Annotated in this window: 17 protein-coding genes and 1 pseudogene; 5 read left to right on the top strand and 13 right to left on the bottom strand. The window is 43.8% G+C overall.

The genetic code is table 11. The features are described 5' to 3' along the window. A pseudogene (locus tag CFE23_RS15600) lies at positions 1-453 on the bottom strand (1,4-alpha-glucan branching enzyme); the annotation flags it as partial. 74 nt (positions 454-527) lie between these two features. After that, the gene (locus tag CFE23_RS15595) at positions 528-839 is read right to left on the bottom strand and encodes a GIY-YIG nuclease family protein (protein ID WP_291090053.1); all 312 of its coding nucleotides are present in this window, start codon (positions 837-839) and stop codon (positions 528-530) included. A gap of 453 nt (positions 840-1,292) precedes the next feature. On the opposite strand from CFE23_RS15595, the gene CFE23_RS15590 reads away from it, so the two are divergent. Further along, the gene (locus tag CFE23_RS15590; protein WP_291090050.1) at positions 1,293-3,482 is read left to right on the top strand and encodes a glutamine synthetase III; all 2,190 of its coding nucleotides are present in this window, start codon (positions 1,293-1,295) and stop codon (positions 3,480-3,482) included. 66 nt (positions 3,483-3,548) lie between these two features. Here the strand turns inward: CFE23_RS15590 and CFE23_RS15585 are convergent, their stop codons facing one another. After that, complete coding sequence (locus tag CFE23_RS15585) at positions 3,549-4,649, bottom strand: hypothetical protein (RefSeq protein ID WP_291090047.1); 1,101 nt, start codon at positions 4,647-4,649, stop codon at positions 3,549-3,551. Between the two features lie 3 nt (positions 4,650-4,652). Beyond that, the gene (locus CFE23_RS15580) at positions 4,653-5,108 is read right to left on the bottom strand and encodes a T9SS type A sorting domain-containing protein (protein WP_291090044.1); all 456 of its coding nucleotides are present in this window, start codon (positions 5,106-5,108) and stop codon (positions 4,653-4,655) included. Between the two features lie 105 nt (positions 5,109-5,213). On the opposite strand from CFE23_RS15580, the gene CFE23_RS15575 reads away from it, so the two are divergent. Then, positions 5,214-6,107 carry an OmpA family protein gene (locus CFE23_RS15575; protein ID WP_291090041.1) on the top strand — a complete coding sequence of 298 codons (894 nt, stop codon included), beginning with the start codon at positions 5,214-5,216 and terminating at the stop codon, positions 6,105-6,107. Beyond that, entirely contained in the window at positions 6,107-6,907 is an 801-nt protein-coding gene (locus CFE23_RS15570) for an OmpA family protein (RefSeq protein WP_291090038.1), read from the top strand. Before CFE23_RS15575 ends, CFE23_RS15570 begins: the two co-directional genes overlap by 1 nt. A gap of 49 nt (positions 6,908-6,956) precedes the next feature. Here CFE23_RS15570 and CFE23_RS15565 read toward each other — a convergent pair whose 3' ends face one another. Continuing rightward, positions 6,957-7,391: a DUF1573 domain-containing protein gene (locus tag CFE23_RS15565; RefSeq protein ID WP_291090035.1), complete on the bottom strand. Its 435-nt coding sequence runs from the start codon at positions 7,389-7,391 to the stop codon at positions 6,957-6,959. A gap of 330 nt (positions 7,392-7,721) precedes the next feature. Here CFE23_RS15565 and CFE23_RS15560 point away from each other — a divergent pair, with 330 nt between their 5' ends. Then, positions 7,722-10,352: a valine--tRNA ligase gene (locus tag CFE23_RS15560; protein WP_291090033.1), complete on the top strand. Its 2,631-nt coding sequence runs from the start codon at positions 7,722-7,724 to the stop codon at positions 10,350-10,352. Between the two features lie 34 nt (positions 10,353-10,386). Here CFE23_RS15560 and CFE23_RS15555 read toward each other — a convergent pair whose 3' ends face one another. The 8 genes from CFE23_RS15555 to rsfS form a co-directional block, all read right to left on the bottom strand. Continuing rightward, positions 10,387-11,781: a T9SS type A sorting domain-containing protein gene (locus tag CFE23_RS15555; protein ID WP_291090030.1), complete on the bottom strand. Its 1,395-nt coding sequence runs from the start codon at positions 11,779-11,781 to the stop codon at positions 10,387-10,389. 10 nt (positions 11,782-11,791) lie between these two features. Further along, positions 11,792-12,559 carry a superoxide dismutase gene (locus CFE23_RS15550; protein ID WP_291090027.1) on the bottom strand — a complete coding sequence of 256 codons (768 nt, stop codon included), beginning with the start codon at positions 12,557-12,559 and terminating at the stop codon, positions 11,792-11,794. Between the two features lie 4 nt (positions 12,560-12,563). Further along, positions 12,564-12,830 (bottom strand): acyl-CoA-binding protein, encoded by a 267-nt coding sequence (locus CFE23_RS15545; RefSeq protein WP_291090024.1) that lies wholly within the window; start codon positions 12,828-12,830, stop codon positions 12,564-12,566. Beyond that, complete coding sequence (locus tag CFE23_RS15540; protein ID WP_291090022.1) at positions 12,830-13,492, bottom strand: phosphatidylserine decarboxylase family protein; 663 nt, start codon at positions 13,490-13,492, stop codon at positions 12,830-12,832. The genes CFE23_RS15545 and CFE23_RS15540 overlap by 1 nt, the downstream gene beginning before the upstream one ends. A 1-nt stretch (position 13,493) precedes the next feature. Beyond that, positions 13,494-14,357 carry a phosphatidate cytidylyltransferase gene (locus tag CFE23_RS15535; RefSeq protein WP_291090019.1) on the bottom strand — a complete coding sequence of 288 codons (864 nt, stop codon included), beginning with the start codon at positions 14,355-14,357 and terminating at the stop codon, positions 13,494-13,496. A gap of 1 nt (position 14,358) precedes the next feature. Further along, positions 14,359-14,958 (bottom strand): lactate utilization protein B/C, encoded by a 600-nt coding sequence (locus CFE23_RS15530; protein ID WP_291090016.1) that lies wholly within the window; start codon positions 14,956-14,958, stop codon positions 14,359-14,361. Between the two features lie 106 nt (positions 14,959-15,064). Further along, complete coding sequence (gene ftsH, locus CFE23_RS15525) at positions 15,065-16,990, bottom strand: ATP-dependent zinc metalloprotease FtsH (protein ID WP_291090013.1); 1,926 nt, start codon at positions 16,988-16,990, stop codon at positions 15,065-15,067. Between the two features lie 17 nt (positions 16,991-17,007). Beyond that, the gene (gene rsfS / locus CFE23_RS15520; RefSeq protein ID WP_291090010.1) at positions 17,008-17,379 is read right to left on the bottom strand and encodes a ribosome silencing factor; all 372 of its coding nucleotides are present in this window, start codon (positions 17,377-17,379) and stop codon (positions 17,008-17,010) included. 94 nt (positions 17,380-17,473) lie between these two features. Here rsfS and CFE23_RS15515 point away from each other — a divergent pair. Further along, positions 17,474-18,066: biotin--[acetyl-CoA-carboxylase] ligase (locus CFE23_RS15515; protein WP_291090007.1), on the top strand; the 593-nt coding region annotated here is incomplete at its 3' end.

Genomic DNA, 18,066 nt, shown 5'->3' with positions numbered 1-18,066 from the left:
CTTGTCGAGCCCATTTTTGTCCTTACGGGTTTCCATCCAGGATTTGTCTTTCCATTTATAATCGAGGTCCCAGATGATCGAAGCGGTTTCAGGCGGATGTTCACAGAACAAAGCGAACGGATCAGCTTTTTCGGTGATGATGCCATTATTATAGGACTGGATTTTGTATTTGTAGCGCATGCCTTTTTCGGCGCCGGGGATGAATCCTTCCCAGATTCCGGAAGAATCCCAGCGTACATTGAGCGGATGCTCGCCCTGCACCCAGTAATTGAAATCGCCGATCACTGACACGGCGCGTGCGGAAGGCGCCCAGACAGCAAAATATACGCCTTTGACGCCGTCGACTTCGATGGTATGTGCGCCTAGTTTTTCATACAGGCGGAAGTGTTTTCCGGCTTTGAACAACGAGATGTCGAAATCAGAGAAAAGGGAGTGGGAAATGGTTCGGTTCATGGGTTGGTTTTATTATGTAGTTTTGGCGGTCTCCCCGAGCGCTCCCGAAATTTCGGGAGAGGGGCTTTTAAAATCTATTTATAGTAGTCTGAATGACTTGCATTCCGGCATTCGGATAACGTTTGTATCATATCAAAATCTCCTTTTATTAATGCTTCCTTTTTTACTTTAGACCATTTCTTTAGTTTTTTTTCGAAATAAATGGCCTGCAACGGGTCTGTAAATTCCTGATAAAATTCGAGCGACACGGGTCGTCGTGTGAAAGTATATGCATTCTTCAGCTTTCCGTCGTTATGCTCATTGGTCCGTCTTTCAAGGTCGTTGGTGATTCCTGTGTATAGAGAACCATCCTTACATCTCAGAATGTAAACATAATAAAATTTCATTTTGTATGGCGTTTAAAGTTATTTGTTTTATAGTTTCCCCTCGGCTGCGGTTGGGGTGACAAAGCAATATACAACGAATGGTCGTTATTTGCCCCTCGACTGCGCTCGGGGTGACAACGTGTAAAGTCCAAAAAATTGGCATTAGTTGCCCTCGACTGCGCCCGGGGTGACAACGTGGGACATGATGAATTCCGTTAGTTGTCGCTCGACTGCGCTCGGGGTGACAATTGTCGCAATTGAATGTATTTTGCAATTATAAAAATAATAAAATTTAACATTGCCTTTTCCTTAACCCAAAAAATTTATTCGACCTTAAATCATAAGAGAAGTTACCAAAAATAATATTTTAACAATTTAACCCCTATTTTTTTAGGGTATATTGTTTTTGAGTGTGTAAAAAATAATATATTTGCATCAAATTAATAGGGTATTCACTTTAAAAACTCAATTTTTATGTCAACATTACGTTTTCAGGCTTTGAAAGAAGCATCTACAAGAAAGCCGGTTAAATTCGACGAAGCAGACAGGAAATCCGTGATTTTCGGTGCTAATGTGTTTAATGACAAAGCCATGAGGCAGTTCCTTACGCCTGATGCTTATAAAGGGGTGAAAGATGCGGTCCAGCATGGCACAAAGATTGACAGGAAACTCGCCGATTACATTGCCATGGGCATGAAAGAATGGTCTTTAACCAAAGGCGTGACCCACTATACACACTGGTTCCAGCCTTTAACGGGTGCCACAGCAGAGAAGCATGATGCTTTCTTTGAAACGTCATATGACGGCAGTGATCCGTTGGAGAAATTCGGCGGTGGCCAATTGGTGCAACAGGAACCGGACGCATCCAGCTTCCCGAACGGCGGCATCCGCAATACGTTTGAAGCACGTGGTTACACGGCATGGGACCCGACATCACCGGCATTTATTTTTGGTACTACGTTATGCATCCCGACGGTTTTCATTTCTTACACCGGGGAAGCACTGGATTATAAAACACCTTTGTTAAGGGCATTGAATGCTGTGGATGAGGCGGCGACAGACGTGTGCCGTTATTTTGATAAAAATGTTAAGAAAGTGACTGCCACTTTAGGGTGGGAACAGGAATATTTCCTTGTGGATACGGCGTTGGCCAATTCAAGGCCTGACATCTTAATGACGGGAAGGACGCTTTTAGGACATACGTCTGCGAAGGGACAGCAGTTGGACGACCATTATTTTGGGTCGATTCCGTCCCGTGCACTGACATTCATGCGTGAACTCGAGCAAGAGTGCATGTACCTCGGCATTCCGGTAAAGACGCGCCACAATGAGGTGGCTCCGAACCAGTTTGAGCTTGCCCCTATTTTTGAGGAGACGAACCTCGCGGTGGACCACAACTCGTTGTTGATGGACGTGATGCAAAAAGTAGGCGAACGCCATGATTTTAAAGTACTGTTCCATGAGAAGCCGTTCAAGGGTGTGAATGGTTCCGGAAAGCACAACAACTGGTCTATGGCTACCGATACAGGCGTAAACCTGTTGAGTCCTGGAAAAACACCGATGAGCAACCTGCAGTTCCTGGCTTTCTTTATCAATACGATCAAAGCGGTAAACAATTATGAATCCTTGTTAAGGGCTTCAATCGCTACGGCGAGTAATGACCACAGGCTTGGCGCAAACGAGGCGCCACCAGCGATCATCTCTGTATTCATTGGGGAACAGTTGACGAAAGTCCTGGCCGAATTGGAAGGCGTGTCAACAGGAAAATTGTCTCCGGAGGAAAAAACAGACCTGAAGCTGAATGTGGTGGGTAAAATTCCGGATGTATTGCTGGACAACACCGATAGGAACAGGACATCGCCATTTGCTTTCACAGGGAATAAGTTTGAGTTCAGGGCCGTGGGATCGTCGGCAAACTGTGCCAATGCGATGACTACGCTGAATGCTATTGTGGCCAAGCAACTCAAAGACTTCAAGAAAGAAGTGGATGCATTGATTGACAGCAAAGGCCTGAAAAAAGACGAGGCGATTTTCAATGTTTTGAGGGAATACATCAAGACTTCTAAAAACATTCTTTTTGAAGGAGACGGATACAGCGATGCGTGGGAGCAGGAAGCGGCAAAACGCGGACTGAGCAACTTTAAGACGACGCCATTGGCACTGAAAGCTAAAATTTCGAAAGAAGCGTTGGACCTGTTTAAGGAATTGAACATCATGAACCATGTGGAGGTGGAAGCGCGTTACGAAATCGAACTTGAAGAATACACCAAGAAAATCCAGATCGAAGGGCGTGTATTGGGCGATATTGCGAGAAACCACGTGATTCCTACGGCAATCCGTTACCAGAATACACTGATTGAAAACGTACGCGGCCTGAAGGAGATTTTCGGCGATGATTTCCAGAAGTATGCGAAAGAGCAAATTACGCTAATCAAGGAAATTTCGGAACATATCGAAGGCATCAACACCCAGGTGGAAGCGATGACTGAGGCCCGTAAAACGGCCAATGCGCTTACGGATGGGCAGCAAATGGCGGAGCAATACTGTGACAATGTAAAACCGTATTTTGAAGTGATCCGCGAGCACTGTGACAAACTGGAACTGCTGGTTGATGATGAGAGCTGGACATTGACGAAGTACAGGGAGTTGTTGTTTACGAGATAACACTGAATTCCCAATAATAAAAAAAGCCCTGCGATTGCGGGGCTTTTTGTTTACAATATAAATTCTTTAAGGAACCTGTGTGACGGTGTAAGCGCCTGTACCGTTAACGTTTATGACAAAATCAATTTTGTAGTTTTTCGGTACTGAGGCAGATGCCCCGGGAAATGATATTTCGGTGCCTCCCATTTCAGCAGTCCCATCTGCCAGGTAATCACCATAATTAAAGTTCCCAGAGTTTGGATGTGGCATCTTGAAATAGAAATTATCACCACTTAGAATTCCGGTTACGGTAGCGCTTGCTGTATTGGTGGCTGCATTATATGTCATGTTATACGACATAGATGTCGTATTCACGAAAACTTTTGGTACGAATTGCGTAACGTCCAAATACATGCCATTATCACCATCATATGCACTAACGCTGATCCAATATAAGCCCGATGAAGGCGCTGTAAAAGCACTTCCGTTCAGCACCAGCATGCCACCCGAATTTCCATAAACAGCTGCATTTGGGGCTGTGCTCGAAATTAATTTGATCTGGCTGCCTCCTGTCAGGTATTTAAAGCCAGTGAAGTAACTATCGTTATAATTCAGAAGTTGTGCGGTTGAGGTGTTAAAGCCATTGAAAGTTCCATAGAGATACAAATCAGCGGGGTAATTATTGGGATTCGCTGCTGTGGGCAATGAAAGCGACCCGGCATCATTTACGGTTAATTGATACGGTGTACCGTTAGGCGACGTCAAAGTAATTCCTTCTCCAGGCGCCAAAACCAACGATTTTGCGGCTAAGGCATAAGGCACTGAAAGCAACTGTGTTGTTCCTACCAAAACATAATTCGACCCTCCGGCAATGTCCATCTCTACTTTTAGGAATTTTGAATTGGTTTTCCAATTGATTCCCGCAAAAGTTCCTGAAACCGGGGTTCCCTGCCCGATTACCAGGTTAAAAAGTCCCTGGGCAGTTGTCGTTTTCGTTTGGGTTTCCGTATACAAGGTCGTTCCTGTTGCAGATGCATCAAGTATCGAAAGGCGTATGCCCACATTGGTGCTGACCACTGGATTTCCTGAACCGTTTAATGCAATCGCCTGATAGGAAATGCCCTGGGGAACCTGGGCAAAGGTGGTTGCCGAAATCAATAATGCAGCTAAGAGTAATAATTTTTTCATGTCTTAATGTTTGATGATTTTAAATGTTTTTGTGTTGTCGTTTGCCAGTTGGATCAGATAAATGCCCTGCGACAGCTGGGAAAGATCCACGGCGTTGTCTGAAGTGACTTTCGCCTGGACCACGAGCTGGCCTGCTTCATTGAATACAGCGACGTTCTCATTGGAAAGGCTTTGCTTTGATTCAAAAAAGACCTTGGCGACGGTCGGATTCGGGTATACCGTAATCCTGTCTGACAATTGAAGGGACGGCACTTCCAGAAATTGCTGGTTTACCTGTGCCAATACGCCGATCAGTCCGGTAGCAGACTGGTTTTGGTTCTGCGGAATGACTACAATCTCCCCCACACCGATGGAAGTACTGGCCGAAATGACACTTCCGGAATTAATGCTTTGTATGACCGATTGTGCATGGCAAAAGCCTCCACAAAAGAGCAATGTGATTAGTAAATTTTTTCTCATAAGTTGGATTTTAAGTCCCAAATATATGAATTCAATGGATATTACCGTTCCAATTAATTATGATGCGATTAAAAAATCAGTAAATTCGTGAATATTATTCCTGACATGAAATTATCCTTATTATCTGCCTTTTTCTTTCTATGTGCTGCCGCATCGCAGGCGCAGGAATCCTTTTCTGTCTATTTTGACAGCAACAAATTCAGCACAAGCAAAAAAGAAGACGCCCGCCTCAACGATTGGATTGCCGCCAACAAGGAGTCTAAAATTGTCGCGGTAAACGGATATACTGACGAAGATGGCACGAATGGGTTTAATGATACACTGGCGAAAAAACGTGTCGATTTTATTGTTGGCATCTTAAAAGACAAGATAAAAATCCGTGACGATTTCAAGACGAGAAGTTTCGGTGAAAAATTCCAGTCTTCTCACCTCAAATCGGAAAACCGAAAGGTTACGATTTATTACCTGCTGCCAAAGGATCTGTCGCGGGAAGATGAGATACTTGGCCTAAAACCACAAGCCATTCCGGAAAAGCCGAAAGTGCGGGCGCCCATAAAATTCCCGGAAACCATGACGCTTGACAATCCCAACGGCACACAGACCACGATGAAACTGGACACGGTGTTTATGCAAAAGGTAAATTTGGCGAAGCCCGGTGACAAGTTGCCCATTGAAAACCTGAACTTCCGCATTAACACGTTTATCGTTGTCCCGGAGTCCGTACCCAAAATGTTTGAGCTGTTACTCGTGTTGCGCAGGAACCCGGATTTGAAGATCCAGATTCAGGGGCATTTATGCTGCATGCCTTCAGACAAGCAGGACCTGTCTACCAAGCGCGCCAAGGCCATCTACAATTTCCTGACCGCATATGACATTGATAAGGCGCGTCTTTCCTATAAGGGACTTGGGACAAATGATCCCTTATTTCCCATTCCGGAAAAGAACGAAGCAGAACGTGCCGCAAACCGCCGTGTTGAAATAGAAATCATTTCCAACTGATGAAAACTACTATTTACTATTGCCTATTGCTCATTGCAGCTGTATTTTCGAAAGCGGACGCACAGCAACAGCTTGAAGTATTTTTTGACTTTAACAAATTTGATCTCAATCCTGCTGCACAGGCCAAACTGGATGAATGGTTGGCTGCAAACAAGGAAATTGAAGTCACTAAAATTTATGGGTATTGTGATTGGAAAGGAGCCAACGGGTACAATGATACCCTTTCCATGAAACGGGTAAACCAGGTATACAATTACCTGATCAGCAATAAGGTTTTGGTGGCTGCAGGCTATGAAACAAAGGGTTTCGGGGAAGATTTCATCCAGTCAAAAGTACAATCGGAAAACCGGAAAGTGACCATTTCCTACATCCCCAAAAAGCCGGTAACGCCTGTACAAGTGCCGAAAACGGCTTACCAGACACTGACGGAACAGGTCAAATCTTCGAAACCAGGCGACCTGATTAAATTGGAGAACATCAATTTTTTAAACAATTCGGACGCTGTAGTTCCGAAGTCGAAACCGGTGCTTGCCGAGCTGCTTTGCATTATGGAAGACAATCCGAAACTCCAGATAGAAATACAGGGACACATTTGCTGCCAGACCAATGGCGATGTGAATGACGTTTCAACAAAGCGTGCCAAGGCAGTCTATGCTTATCTGGTGCGTAATAAAGTCAATCGGGAGCGGCTTTCTTATAAAGGCTATGGCATCACGCGTCCGATGCATCCCGTACCGGAAAAAAGCGTACAGGAAGAAGATGAAAACCGCAGGGTGGAAATATTAATCGTTTCGAACTAAAATAACAAAACCGCCTTTACGGGGCGGTTCAAAAATATATCAACGGTGATTACTTTTCCATAATCGACTTTTTCTTTTCCAATAAATTCACTTCTTTTTTTGCAATCACTTCGCCTTTAATCTTTAGCGCGATCTTTCCGCCTTCAACGTTCACGGCGTTCGATTCTACCGTAATTGTTTTACGGATGGCTCCGGGATTCATATTGTACTTCACATCAATCTTTCCTGTTTTGCCGGGTTGAATCGGCTCAGTAGGTTTTGACGGTACGGTGCAGCCACAGGTAGATTGTACATTGGTAATTATTAATGGCGCATCGCCGGTATTTTTAAACTCAAAACTCCTGATGCCACTGTCAGATTCCTTGGAAACGGTCCCGTAGTCGATTGTGTTGTCTTTGGCCATGAACTCAATCTTAGGCCCCGCCTGAGAAAAACCAGCTGCAGAGAACACGCTGAAAACCATTAAAAATAATATTCTTTTCATTTTGTAAATTTTTATTTGGGTTCGTAAATTTAATTTCTTTTGATTAATGTACAAATAATTAAACCTTAATTTTTTATCCCACGCTATTTATTTAATTTTGCAAACTATTGCAAAAACCGTACCGAAGATTTTTTTTCTTTTGGAGCTGTTCCTGCTGTAAGCTGTATTCCCTATTTAGAAAAACTACGGCAAAACGCCTTGTTTGTCTAAACCGGGAGATGCCTCCCGAAGTTTCGGGATCATCAGGGCTAAAACGCACCAGTACCACAGGATATTTTGCCGCAACAACAATAACCCGAAATAAATGCCATATTGGCAAACCAAGACTATATGACAATTCCAACGCAATTTGACGCCAAAACCATTGAAGACAAATGGTACGCCTACTGGATGGCGCACAACTATTTCCATTCAGAGCCCGACCACCGGACCCCTTACACGATTGTGATCCCACCGCCGAACGTTACCGGCGTACTCCATATGGGGCACATGCTGAACAATACGATCCAGGATGTACTGATTCGACGCGCGCGCCTTAAAGGTTTCAATGCCTGCTGGGTACCGGGTACGGATCACGCTTCGATTGCTACCGAGGCAAAAGTAGTGGCCAAATTGAAAGCGGAAGGCATCAGTAAAAATGATTTATCACGCGAAGAATTCCTCGCGCATGCCTGGGAATGGACCGACAAATATGGCGGTGTGATCCTGGAACAGTTGAAGAAACTTGGCGCTTCCTGTGACTGGGATCGTACAAAGTTTACGATGGATCCTGACATGTCGGCATCCGTCATCCGCTCTTTTGTTGATTTATACAACAAAGGCCTGATTTATCGTGGCTTCCGTATGGTAAACTGGGATCCGGAAGCAAAAACCACGCTTTCTGATGAAGAGGTTATCTACGAAGAACAACAGGGGAAATTGTACTTCCTTAAATATAAGATTGAAGGCAGCAATGATTTTCTCACGGTAGCGACGACACGGCCTGAGACAATATTTGGAGATACAGCCATATGTATCAATCCAAACGATGAGCGTTTTTCCCACCTGAAAGGAAAAAAGGCCATTGTACCGATTTGTGGGCGCGTGGTTCCCATCATCGAGGATGAATACGTTGACATTGAGTTCGGTACCGGCTGCCTGAAGGTGACGCCCGCACACGACATGAACGACAAAACCTTGGGAGAAAAGCACCAACTTGAAATCATTGATATTTTTAATGAGGATGCGTCGCTGAATTCCTTCGGTCTGCATTATGAAGGGAAAGACCGTTTTGTGGTCCGCACCGAAATTGTAAAAGAACTGGAAGAAAATGGCGATTTGGCGAAAACTGAAAATCACGTCAATAAAGTAGGAACTTCCGAAAGGACAAAAGCGGTCATTGAACCGCGTTTATCCGATCAATGGTTCCTGAAAATGGAAGAATTGGTCAAACCAGCCATAAAATCGGTATTGGAGGATCACGAAATCAAACTGTATCCAAAGAAATTTGAATCTACTTACAGGCATTGGCTTGAAAATATCCGCGACTGGAACATTTCACGACAACTGTGGTGGGGGCAGCAAATTCCGGCGTATTATTATGGACCCGGCAAAGAAGACTTTGTCGTTGCTGAAAATGCGCAGGACGCATTGGCATTGGCGAAAGCCAAAACAAAAAATGAAAGCCTGCTGTCCACTGATTTAACACAGGACGTTGATGCACTCGATACGTGGTTCTCTTCATGGTTATGGCCCATGGCGGTATTCGGAGGCATTATGGAGCCTGAAAACAAGGACTTTAAATATTACTATCCCACAAACGATTTGGTAACCGGTCCGGATATCCTTTTCTTCTGGGTAGCGCGGATGATTATTGCAGGGTATGAATATGCCGGAGCGAAACCTTTTACGAATGTATACCTCACGGGGTTGGTTCGCGACAGCCAAAGACGCAAAATGTCCAAGTCATTAGGGAACTCCCCTGACCCATTGGATCTGATTAAGAAATTTGGTGCTGACGGTGTACGTATCGGGTTGTTGTTAAGTGCCTCTGCAGGTAATGACATTCTTTTCGACGAAGAATTGTGCAACCAGGGTAAAGCGTTTACACACAAAATATGGAATGCTTTCCGCCTGATAAAAGGCTGGGAAGTAGCCGATATCCCGCAACCCGAGTCTTCAAAAGTAGCGATTGAATGGTATGAGTCAAAGCTCCAGCAGACTTTGGCGGAAATCGAAGACCATTTCGAAAAGTACCGCATTTCTGACGCGTTGATGGCGATTTACAAATTGGTTTGGGACGATTTCTGTTCGTGGTTCCTTGAGATGATTAAACCGGCGTACCAACAACCGATTGACAGGGTGACATTTGCGAAAGCCATTGCGATGCTTGAAAACAATATGAAACTGCTGCATCCTTTTATGCCATTCCTTACTGAGGAAATCTGGCAGTTGATCGCGACACGAAGTGTTGATGAAGCGTTGATCGTATCCGAGTGGCCGGAAATCAAGTCATTTGATCCGAATTTGATTGCCGATTTTGAACATGCTATGGAAGTAATTTCGGCAGTTCGTACGATTCGTAAGGAGAAAAACATTCCGTTTCGCGATGCCATTGCATTGAAGGCGATCAATAACGACAATGCATCCACCTATTTTGATGCGGTAATATCAAAACTTGGAAACATTGACAATCTGGAGTATGTTGCGGAGAAGGTTGACGGTGCGTTGTCGTTCCGTGTCAAATCAAATGAATATTTTGTGCCAATTACCGGCAATATCGACGTCGAAGCAGAGATTAAAAAGCTTTCGGAAGAATTGGAATACAACAAGGGCTTTTTGAGATCCGTGCAGGGCAAGTTATCGAACGAAAAGTTCGTGAGCGGCGCGCCAGAGAAAGTCATTGAGATTGAGCGTAAGAAAGAAGCAGATGCTTTGGCAAAAATTGCTACGATTGAGCAAAGTTTGGCGAGTCTGAAATAAAAAATAATCCCGGATTTCATTCCGGGATTTTTTTTTATCGTTTGATTATCTTTTTTGTTATTGAGCTGTCTGAATCCTCTATTTTCAGGTAATATATCCCTGAAGCAAAATTACTCATGTCGAGTCGTTCTGATTCAGTGGACTTCAAAACCATTTTCATTTGCGCGCCCAGTCCATTAAAAATGGTTATTCTGGTTTCGCCGCTTGTTACCGCATTGCTGAAATCAATATGCAGCACATCGACGACCGGATTAGGGAAAACTACCGGCTCCGACATTTGCTGAGGTCCTTGCGTAGACAAAGATTCCGATATGTTGTACAACATCACAAGTCCATGGTTGTAATCTGCGATAGCGACGTCTTTTAAACCATCGTTATTGAAATCGCCAAGCGCAAGCCCCTGCCTGTTGTAATGGGAAGCATAAGGCAATGGATAATCATAGTAGGGACCATATTGCCCGGACAGACCTTGTTCGTAACAGCTGAGGCTCATCCAACCGCCATGCGCGGTAATAATTTCATTCCTGCCATCATTGTTTAAATCCGCTACTTCGATTGGTTCCGGAATATCATAGGCTGAAAGTAAGCTGGGATTGCTGAACAACTGCGTGCCCGGGTCCTGCTTCCAAATCACAATTTTGGAAGAGGGGGAATTTCCGCCCTTTGATGCCACAATGTCATCCTTTCCATCGTTATCCAAATCCCCGGTGGCGATACCATTGATCCAAGAGCTGTCTCCACTACCGTAGGTAACCGGTTGGTCCAGCGTTCCAAAAGTATTCTGCAACAGTACGTGGACGGCATCGAAGGACTTCACGACGACGTCATTTTTACCATCACCATTCATGTCGCCGATATGGATCTCGGTATCATAAGCTGTGGTACAAAAACGCAAGGAATGCGCGAATGTTCCTGTTTCCGACTGGATCAAAGTGGCTATATTGCTGCCATAATATGCGATGCCAATATCGTTAATACCATCGTTATTGAGATCGCCGACCTTAAGGCTTTTGACCAAACTGGTTACCGGTATTTCCGAAATCGTATTCAGGGTGCCTTCGCTGTTCTGGTAGAAAATCCCAATTTTAGTCCCATACCCAATCACAATGTCCTGTAGCCCATCGTTGTTCATGTCTGCGATGTCCATGCATTCAATTTCTGAGGAACCCGATAAGTACGGGTATTTTACGGGTGTGCCTAAATTGCCTGCTGCATCCTGTTTAAAAACGAGTATTGTATAATCATTTGCGCTGCTGGCATAACTGGCCATCCCCATCACGATATCATTCCGTCCGTCATTATTCACATCGCCAATACACACCACTTCCGGCCACGAACCAGTTGGAATTTCAATGAATGGTGAAAAGGAAACCTGGGCGCAGCCCACCGACGCTGCAAAGAAGCAGAAGATCAACGTTAAACATTTCATTGGAAAATTTCTATTTTTTAGCAAGCGCTTCCTCGTACCGATCGCTTATTTTCTGCCAATTGATGACATTAAAAAAAGCATTGATATAATTTTTCCGCTTGTATTGGTACTGAATGTAATAGGCGTGTTCCCAAACGTCCAGCCCCAGGATAGGTGTTCCTGACAGCAATACGCCCGGCATTAGCGGATTGTCCTGGTTTGGCGTACTGTTAACCTGGAGTTTTCCGGTTTGGTCTACAAGAAGCCATGCCCAACCGGATCCAAATTGCTCAGACGCCGCTTGTTCGAATTGGGACCGGAAGTTTTCAAACGAACCGAAATCGGCGGCAATGGCAAGTGCGAGTGTATCTTTTGGCTGCCCACCTCCTTTGGCTGACATGCTTTCCCAGAACAGGGTATGGTTGTAGTAGCCTCCAGCGTTGTTTCGCAAAGGCATATTATCGGTAGTTGCTTTCTTAAGAATATCTTCTATGGGCAGTTTCTCAAACTCGGTGTTTGCAACCGCCTTATTTAAATTGTTGGTATACGTCAGGTAATGTTTTGAGTAGTGAAGTTCCATGGTGCGCGCGTCAATACTGGGTGAAAGTGCATTGTAGGCATAAGGCAGCTTTGCCATTTCGAAAGCGCCTTCCTCCGCTTTTACATCTGAGGGATCTCCCATGGCGGCTTTGACTTCATTTTCCGGTAAAGGTACCTGTACTTCATGCAGTTTCTTTTCGTTGCATGAAAACAAGAAGAGCGTAAAAATAAACGTTGGAACCCAATAGCGTAATTTCATAACATTACTTTTTCAGTGCGTGAATAAGTTCTATGTAAGCTTCTTTCGCTTCGTCGGGCGTGAGATGGGATATCTGCATCCAGGCATTCGTCTTAAACGCGTTCCGCAGGTCAAAGTTAGCATTGCTTCGGGTGTCTATCGTACCGAAAGTGGCCTGTTTATAAAATGCATACAGCCTGAGCTGCACGTCCTGAGGCAGTGAGGCCTGGGTCATTTGTTCGGCAATCTCAACAGCTTCTTCAAAGCGCTTATCTAAATCTTCAAAGTCCATTATTTACTGGCGATGATTGTTTTATTTCCCACTGCTTTCTGGTTAAGCTTCACTTCGATCTTTGATCCGAGCGGCAGGAATAGGTCAACACGCGACCCGAATTTGATAAATCCAGCGTCTTCGCCCTGCACCACATCCATTCCGTCCTCAGCATAATTGACAATGCGTTTCGCCAATGCACCGGCAATCTGGCGGTACAATACTTCTCCGAATACCTTATTTTCGACGACTATCGTGGTGCGCTCGTTTTCTTCGCTTGCTTTCGGATGCCACGCTACCAGGAACTTGCCTGGATGATACTTGCTGAACTTTACTTTTCCACTGACCGGAAAACGTGTCACGTGCACATTAATAGGCGACATAAAAATCGACACCTGCATGCGGTTGTCTTTGAAATATTCACTTTCATAAACTTCTTCGATCACAACAACTTTTCCATCAACCGGTGCAATGACATGATTGTTGTTGACTACCAGGAGCCGCTTTGGATTCCTGAAGAACTGAAGGATAATTATCAGGAACAAAAGCGCAGCGATCTGGAGGGTTTTCTTGATCCAAAGCTCCGGGATAAACTGGTCAGCCAGCAAAACAATCCCTACCGTAATTGCGCAGGAAATTAAAATAATTTTTGCTCCCTCTTTATGAAAACTAACGAATGCCATATTATAACAAGTTTAAAATCTGATAAAATAAAAATATGAATGGTGCCGCAAATATAACACTATCTAAGCGATCTAATATACCTCCGTGCCCAGGCATAATTTTTCCACTGTCTTTTACGCCGGCAATGCGCTTAAACTTTGATTCCACCAAATCGCCAATTGTACCAAATACGCTCACGACAAATGCCGTAATCGCCCAAATGATAATGGACTTTTGCAGATGGATGGGGCTTGGAGCAATGTAAAACCGCGAAATCAGGTATCCCGCCAACACGGCAAACAAAACGCCTCCGAGAAATCCTTCAATGGTTTTCTTTGGAGAAATTCGTTCAAATAATTTGTGCTTCCCGATAGATTTTCCGACGATATAGGCAAAGGTGTCATTCGTCCAGATGATAATAAAAACCCCCAACATAATTTTCGGGCTGTATGTTTTTAGTGTATAGGCGCTGTGGCTATTGAATTGTCCCAGTGCGGTAATCTTTGTTATGGCGATAAAAGGAAGGATAATGTAGCCCAGAAGGTAGATGTATTTTGAGAATGTACTCACCGATTCCTGCGTTTTACTGAACAAAAAAACCATCGCTTTTAACGAAACCAATATTGTGATTCCCAGGAAGACCAGGTCTATGGTCCTGACATCAATTTTGTTAAACAGCAAATACGTACTGTACGCATAAAAAGTGATCGCGAACAGCAGCGGGAAAACTTTATTGATGTGCACCAGACTGCAGAATTCATAAACGGCAATCAACAGGAAAAGGCCAAACAAGGCAAAAAAACTTTCGGTGGAATAAAAAATAGAAACTATCAGCAGAACAATATAAACGGTACCGGAGATTCCCCTCTTAAGCGTTTCATTCATCTTAAAGATCTTCTAAAAGCAGTAAATAGAGATTTTTGGCGACACTTCCATAATGCAGGAAATCCTCGTCTTTTGCTTTTTCGAAATATTTGATCGTGGTAATATTTGTGGGGTAATCCTTTTCGTAGCGCTTTTTTATTTCACGCAGGCCATCACTCTTGTTGTCTATGATCTGGCTCGTGGTCGCAATGATTACGATATTGGCAGGCAGTTCCTGCGGTTTATGCTGTTTAATCTGATTGGATGAAAAAAGCACTGATCCTTCATCGGCAATCAGGTTTTCGCAACTTGCCAGTAAAAACTTAGGGTTGAGTGGGTTCTTGTAGTTTAATTTGTTCTCTTCGAGCATGCTGTATAGCTTTGGCTCGTAACACATCGCATCGCTTTCAAACCAGTCATTTTCTTCAAGAATATCTTCAAAGTGGGTTTTGACCTCTGAGAGGTTCTCACAATATAGAAACTTACCGCCATTCTTCCTGAAATTTATTGTAAACTGCTCATCCATAGGCAGGTTGGCAGTAGGAAATGCATTTAAATCATTTTCTTTGTCTTCATCTGAAGCATCATTCCCTGTTCCAAAAAATTTTCTAAAAAGACTCATATAAATTATTGAAAAACTAAAATATGGTGTGTAATTTATCAAAGATAAAAAAATCTTAATTCAAACGGTTTTTTGAATTAAGATTTTTATAAAAATTGAACTTATTTTATAGTGCGGTTTCCTCCTGCAGGTTTTTATCGAAAGGCCTTCTTCCGAAAATATGCTCCAGGTCGTCTTTAAAAATGACCTCCTTATCAATCAGAATATCTGCCAACTGGTTCAGCTTGTCTTTGTTATCCTCTAACAATTGAATCGCACGTTGATATTGGCTCTCAATCAGGATTGAAATTTCCTGGTCAATCACTTTAGCCGTCTCCTCCGAATACGGCTTGGAGAAATTATATTCATTTTGTCCCGAAGAATCATAGTAAGTCACATTCCCGATTTTATTATTTAAACCGTAAATGGTTACCATCGCCCTCGCCTGTTTCGTCACTTTTTCAAGATCGCTTAAGGCGCCGGTCGAAATCCTGCCAAAAGTAACATGCTCTGCTGCCCTTCCGCCCATAGTAGCACACATTTCATCCAGCATTTGGTCTGGTCGGACAATTTGTCGTTCTTCCGGAAGATACCAGGCCGCACCAAGGCTTTGGCCTCTTGGAACGATTGTCACCTTCACCAATGGGGCGGCGTGTTCCAGCATCCAGCTCACGGTAGCATGACCGGCTTCATGGATGGCGATGGCCTTCTTCTCGTCGGCGGTAATGATTTTATTCTTTTTCTCAAGTCCACCAACAATCCGGTCTACCGCATCAAGGAAATCCTGTTTGTCCACGGCGGCTTTGTTTTTCCGTGCCGCAATTAACGCCGCTTCATTACAAACATTGGCAATATCAGCGCCTGAGAATCCTGGTGTTTGTTTCGCAAGAAAGTCAGTATCGAGGTTTTCCACCTTTTTAAGTGGCGCCAGGTGCACTTCAAAAATTTCTTTTCGTTCCCTGATGTCCGGAAGGTCCACAAATATCTGCCTGTCAAAACGTCCGGCACGCATCAGTGCCTTATCCAACACGTCAGAGCGGTTGGTTGCTGCCAGAACGATAACGTTCGAATTAGTACCGAAACCATCCATTTCCGTAAGCAACTGGTTCAATGTATTTTCGCGTTCGTCGTTGCCTCCCGAAAAGTTATTCTTTCCACGGGCACGACCAACTGCATCAATTTCGTCAATGAAAATAATCGCAGGTGATTTTTCTTTGGCCTGCTTGAACAAGTCCCTGACACGGGATGCTCCCACTCCGACGAACATCTCGACAAAATCAGAGCCAGACAAGGAGAAGAATGGAACTTTTGCTTCGCCTGCGACAGCTTTCGCCAATAATGTTTTTCCTGTTCCCGGAGGGCCCACGAGCAACGCCCCTTTTGGAATTTTACCCCCAAGATTCGTGTAACGCTCCGGATTTTTAAGGAAATCAACGATTTCCTGAATCTCCTCTTTCGCGCCTTCCAATCCGGCTACGTCTTTGAACGTGGTTTTAATATCTGTTTTTTCGTCAAAAAGCTTGGCTTTTGATTTGCCGATGTTGAATATTTGCCCGCCGCCGCCTGCACCACCGCCTGACATCCTCCGCATCATAAAAATCCAGAATGCAATGATGATGATGACCGGCAGCAACATCGTAAAAATGTCGATCAGGTTGCTCTTAGGGACAAAGTTAAAATCCTTAATCTTCTTTTCTGCCAATGCTGCTTCAATTTTCTTCTGGAACAACTCATCATTTCCAATATCATCAAGGAAGAAATGTGGCCCTTTATTGGGGTTTCCAAACACGTCCTTAGCCACTTTTGCAAAATACTTGTCCTTCAGCGCCTGGTCGTTTAGGTAAACCTCAGCTTCAGTATTGTTTATGATTACCTTGGAGATCAATCCCTTCTCGAGGAATTCATTAAACGCCGAAGTGGAGATTTTCGAAGGATCTTTGAGCGTGTTGTCGCCTGTAAAATATACGAAGGCAATAACTGCTACAACCGACAGGTATATCCACATAGGATTCAACCTGTTCTTTTTTGGATTGGGGATATTATCTTTAGACATGAATGATGATTGCTTTTTTAGTATTTATTCTGGATGGTTGTGATTTTGGCATCACCCCAAAGGCTTTCGATATTGTAGTATTCCCTGACCGGCTTTTGGAACACATGTACGACGATATTGACGTAGTCCATCAATACCCACTCCGCGTTTTCAGCGCCTTCCACGTGCCAGGGTTTGTCTTTTAGCTCTTTGGAAACTGTTTTCTGGACAGAATTTACAATTGCGTTAACCTGTGTGTTCGAATTTCCGTTACAGATGATGAAATAGTCACAAGCCGAATTGTCAATTTCCCTTAAGTCCAGGATGTCGATGTCATTACCTTTAACTTCTTCTATTCCTTTAATGATGAGTGCCAGCAGCGCATCGTTATTTACAGTTTTTTTTGCCATTTACTATTTTAATATAAGTTTGCAAAGTTACCAATTTTTGTTTTTACTTTTGAACCTTAACAGAAGTTTAAATATCACTTCTAATCCCGGTGCGATGCATATTATCAAACTCAGTGCCATAGACTCAACCAACGATTACCTGAAGGATCTCTGTGCAGGAAGCAACCCTGAAAATTTTACCGTTGTCAGTGCTGAAACGCAGACGAAAGGAAGGGGGCAAATGGGCACAACCTGGCTTACGGAGCCGGGTAAAAATCTAATTATGAGCCTTTTGATTAAAGAGGCCTTGTCTGAAATCAACCAAATATTCCTGTTAAATGCTGTGGTCGCCACTGCCATAACGCAAGCTTTAAAAACGTATGATATTCCTGAACTTTCCATAAAATGGCCTAACGACATATTGTCAGCCAATAAGAAAATCGGTGGCATACTCATTGAAAACAGCATCAGGAGTGACGGAAAGATTGTATCTATCGTCGGGATCGGATTGAATGTGAACCAAACGGAATTCCAAAACCTGCCTAAAGCCTCTTCTTTGTTTCTTGCCACAGGGAAGATACTCGATAAAAATGAAATCCTGGAAGCGATTGTGAACGCCATCATGGATAAAGTGAGCATCCTACAATTTCATCCTGAATCAATCTGGGAAGACTACAATAGCCAACTCTTCCGCAAAAATACCCCCAG

The organism is Flavobacterium sp. BFFFF1 (genome assembly GCF_002256285.1).
Taxonomy (GTDB): Bacteria; Bacteroidota; Bacteroidia; order Flavobacteriales; family Flavobacteriaceae; genus Flavobacterium.
Note: the sequence above shows the minus strand (reverse complement) of the source record. Positions and strands in the feature narration are given on the sequence as shown.

What these genes read in the sequence shown, in the direction of transcription:
- CFE23_RS15595 (WP_291090053.1), bottom strand. Translation starts at nt 839, where the DNA reads ATGAAATTTTATTATGTTTACATTCTGAGATGTAAGGATGGTTCTCTA.
- CFE23_RS15590 (WP_291090050.1), top strand. Translation starts at nt 1,293, where the DNA reads ATGTCAACATTACGTTTTCAGGCTTTGAAAGAAGCATCTACAAGAAAG.
- CFE23_RS15585 (WP_291090047.1), bottom strand. Translation starts at nt 4,649, where the DNA reads ATGAAAAAATTATTACTCTTAGCTGCATTATTGATTTCGGCAACCACC.
- CFE23_RS15580 (WP_291090044.1), bottom strand. Translation starts at nt 5,108, where the DNA reads ATGAGAAAAAATTTACTAATCACATTGCTCTTTTGTGGAGGCTTTTGC.
- CFE23_RS15575 (WP_291090041.1), top strand. Translation starts at nt 5,214, where the DNA reads ATGAAATTATCCTTATTATCTGCCTTTTTCTTTCTATGTGCTGCCGCA.
- CFE23_RS15570 (WP_291090038.1), top strand. Translation starts at nt 6,107, where the DNA reads ATGAAAACTACTATTTACTATTGCCTATTGCTCATTGCAGCTGTATTT.
- CFE23_RS15565 (WP_291090035.1), bottom strand. Translation starts at nt 7,391, where the DNA reads ATGAAAAGAATATTATTTTTAATGGTTTTCAGCGTGTTCTCTGCAGCT.
- CFE23_RS15560 (WP_291090033.1), top strand. Translation starts at nt 7,722, where the DNA reads ATGACAATTCCAACGCAATTTGACGCCAAAACCATTGAAGACAAATGG.
- CFE23_RS15555 (WP_291090030.1), bottom strand. Translation starts at nt 11,781, where the DNA reads ATGAAATGTTTAACGTTGATCTTCTGCTTCTTTGCAGCGTCGGTGGGC.
- CFE23_RS15550 (WP_291090027.1), bottom strand. Translation starts at nt 12,559, where the DNA reads ATGAAATTACGCTATTGGGTTCCAACGTTTATTTTTACGCTCTTCTTG.
- CFE23_RS15545 (WP_291090024.1), bottom strand. Translation starts at nt 12,830, where the DNA reads ATGGACTTTGAAGATTTAGATAAGCGCTTTGAAGAAGCTGTTGAGATT.
- CFE23_RS15540 (WP_291090022.1), bottom strand. Translation starts at nt 13,492, where the DNA reads ATGGCATTCGTTAGTTTTCATAAAGAGGGAGCAAAAATTATTTTAATT.
- CFE23_RS15535 (WP_291090019.1), bottom strand. Translation starts at nt 14,357, where the DNA reads ATGAATGAAACGCTTAAGAGGGGAATCTCCGGTACCGTTTATATTGTT.
- CFE23_RS15530 (WP_291090016.1), bottom strand. Translation starts at nt 14,958, where the DNA reads ATGAGTCTTTTTAGAAAATTTTTTGGAACAGGGAATGATGCTTCAGAT.
- ftsH (WP_291090013.1), bottom strand. Translation starts at nt 16,990, where the DNA reads ATGTCTAAAGATAATATCCCCAATCCAAAAAAGAACAGGTTGAATCCT.
- rsfS (WP_291090010.1), bottom strand. Translation starts at nt 17,379, where the DNA reads ATGGCAAAAAAAACTGTAAATAACGATGCGCTGCTGGCACTCATCATT.